Raw genomic sequence first — 3,232 nt, forward strand, 5'->3', positions numbered from 1 at the left:
ATCTTGACGATGACCTACTCTCACATGGGGAAACCCCACACTACCATCGGCGATGCATCGTTTCACTGCTGAGTTCGGGATGGGATCAGGTGGTTCCAATGCTCTATGGTCGTCAAGAAATTCGGGTACTGAACCGTCTTTCGACGTGTCAGCAAATTGGGTATGTAATAGATTTGTGTGTTGCTGTCGAACTTTCGGTTCATTGCGTCTTCACACACCGCAATCTGATGCTCTTTCGAGTAGTCAAATTGCTTGGGTGTTATATGGTCAAGCCTCACGGGCAATTAGTATTGGTTAGCTCAACGCCTCACAGCGCTTACACACCCAACCTATCAACGTCGTAGTCTTCGACGGCCCTTCAGGGGACTCAAGGTCCCAGTGAGATCTCATCTTGAGGCTAGTTTCCCGCTTAGATGCTTTCAGCGGTTATCTATTCCGAACATAGCTACCCGGCAATGCCACTGGCGTGACAACCGGAACACCAGAGGTTCGTCCACTCCGGTCCTCTCGTACTAGGAGCAGCCCCTCTCAAATCTCAAACGTCCACGGCAGATAGGGACCGAACTGTCTCACGACGTTCTAAACCCAGCTCGCGTACCACTTTAAATGGCGAACAGCCATACCCTTGGGACCGGCTTCAGCCCCAGGATGTGATGAGCCGACATCGAGGTGCCAAACACCGCCGTCGATATGAACTCTTGGGCGGTATCAGCCTGTTATCCCCGGAGTACCTTTTATCCGTTGAGCGATGGCCCTTCCATACAGAACCACCGGATCACTAAGACCTACTTTCGTACCTGCTCGACGTGTCTGTCTCGCAGTCAAGCGCGCTTTTGCCTTTATACTCTACGACCGATTTCCGACCGGTCTGAGCGCACCTTCGTACTCCTCCGTTACTCTTTAGGAGGAGACCGCCCCAGTCAAACTACCCACCATACACTGTCCTCGATCCGGATAACGGACCTGAGTTAGAACCTCAAAGTTGCCAGGGTGGTATTTCAAGGTTGGCTCCACGCGAACTGGCGTCCACGCTTCAAAGCCTCCCACCTATCCTACACAAGCAAATTCAAAGTCCAGTGCAAAGCTATAGTAAAGGTTCACGGGGTCTTTCCGTCTAGCCGCGGATACACTGCATCTTCACAGCGATTTCAATTTCACTGAGTCTCGGGTGGAGACAGCGCCGCCATCGTTACGCCATTCGTGCAGGTCGGAACTTACCCGACAAGGAATTTCGCTACCTTAGGACCGTTATAGTTACGGCCGCCGTTTACCGGGGCTTCGATCAAGAGCTTCGCGTTAGCTAACCCCATCAATTAACCTTCCGGCACCGGGCAGGCGTCACACCCTATACGTCCACTTTCGTGTTTGCAGAGTGCTGTGTTTTTAATAAACAGTCGCAGCGGCCTGGTATCTTCGACCGGCATGGGCTTACGCAGTAAATGCTTCACCCTCACCGGCGCACCTTCTCCCGAAGTTACGGTGCCATTTTGCCTAGTTCCTTCACCCGAGTTCTCTCAAGCGCCTTGGTATTCTCTACCCAACCACCTGTGTCGGTTTGGGGTACGGTTCCTGGTTACCTGAAGCTTAGAAGCTTTTCTTGGAAGCATGGCATCAACCACTTCGTGTTCTAAAAGAACACTCGTCATCAGCTCTCGGCCTTGGAATCCCGGATTTACCTAAGATTCCAGCCTACCACCTTAAACTTGGACAACCAACGCCAAGCTGGCCTAGCCTTCTCCGTCCCTCCATCGCAATAACCAGAAGTACAGGAATATTAACCTGTTTTCCATCGACTACGCTTTTCAGCCTCGCCTTAGGGACCGACTAACCCTGCGTCGATTAACGTTGCGCAGGAAACCTTGGTCTTTCGGCGTGGGTGTTTTTCACACCCATTGTCGTTACTCATGTCAGCATTCGCACTTCTGATACCTCCAGCAAGCTTCTCAACTCACCTTCACAGGCTTACAGAACGCTCCTCTACCGCATCACCTAAGTGATACCCGTAGCTTCGGTGTATGGTTTGAGCCCCGTTACATCTTCCGCGCAGGCCGACTCGACTAGTGAGCTATTACGCTTTCTTTAAAGGGTGGCTGCTTCTAAGCCAACCTCCTAGCTGTCTAAGCCTTCCCACATCGTTTCCCACTTAACCATAACTTTGGGACCTTAGCTGACGGTCTGGGTTGTTTCCCTTTTCACGACGGACGTTAGCACCCGCCGTGTGTCTCCCATGCTCGGCACTTGTAGGTATTCGGAGTTTGCATCGGTTTGGTAAGTCGGGATGACCCCCTAGCCGAAACAGTGCTCTACCCCCTACAGTGATACATGAGGCGCTACCTAAATAGCTTTCGAGGAGAACCAGCTATCTCCGAGCTTGATTAGCCTTTCACTCCGATCCACAGGTCATCCGCTAACTTTTCAACGGTAGTCGGTTCGGTCCTCCAGTTAGTGTTACCCAACCTTCAACCTGCCCATGGATAGATCGCCCGGTTTCGGGTCTATTCCCAGCGACTAGACGCCCTATTAAGACTCGCTTTCGCTACGCCTCCCCTATTCGGTTAAGCTCGCCACTGAAAATAAGTCGCTGACCCATTATACAAAAGGTACGCAGTCACCCAACAAAGTGGGCTCCCACTGCTTGTACGCATACGGTTTCAGGATCTATTTCACTCCCCTCTCCGGGGTTCTTTTCGCCTTTCCCTCACGGTACTAGTTCACTATCGGTCAGTCAGTAGTATTTAGCCTTGGAGGATGGTCCCCCCATATTCAGACAAAGTTTCTCGTGCTCCGTCCTACTCGATTTCATGACCAAGAGATTTTCGCGTACAGGGCTATCACCCACTATGGCCGCACTTTCCAGAGCGTTCCGCTAATCTCAAAGCCACTTAAGGGCTAGTCCCCGTTCGCTCGCCACTACTAAGGGAATCTCGGTTGATTTCTTTTCCTCAGGGTACTTAGATGTTTCAGTTCCCCTGGTTCGCTTCTTAAGCCTATGTATTCAGCTTAAGATACCTAACTTATGTTAGGTGGGTTCCCCCATTCAGACATCTCCGGATCAAAGTCTGTTTGCCGACTCCCCGAAGCTTTTCGCAGGCTACCACGTCTTTCATCGCCTCTGACTGCCAAGGCATCCACCGTATGCGCTTCTTCACTTGACCATATAACCCCAAGCAATCTGGTTATACTGTGAAGACGACATTCGCCGAAAATTCGCATGCATTGCTCAATAAAGAGC

General features: G+C 51.3%; 2 rRNA genes. Both read right to left on the reverse strand.

The features are described 5' to 3' along the window. Position 1: 1 nt before the first annotated feature. Positions 2-117, reverse strand: a 5S ribosomal RNA gene (rrf, locus tag F8N80_RS30835). A gap of 146 nt (positions 118-263) precedes the next feature. After that, a 23S ribosomal RNA gene (locus F8N80_RS30840) occupies positions 264-3,155 on the reverse strand. Positions 3,156-3,232: the final 77 nt, after the last annotated feature.

It is taken from the genome of Pseudomonas fluorescens (assembly GCF_902497995.1).
Classification (GTDB): Bacteria; Pseudomonadota; Gammaproteobacteria; order Pseudomonadales; family Pseudomonadaceae; genus Aquipseudomonas; species Aquipseudomonas fluorescens_BK.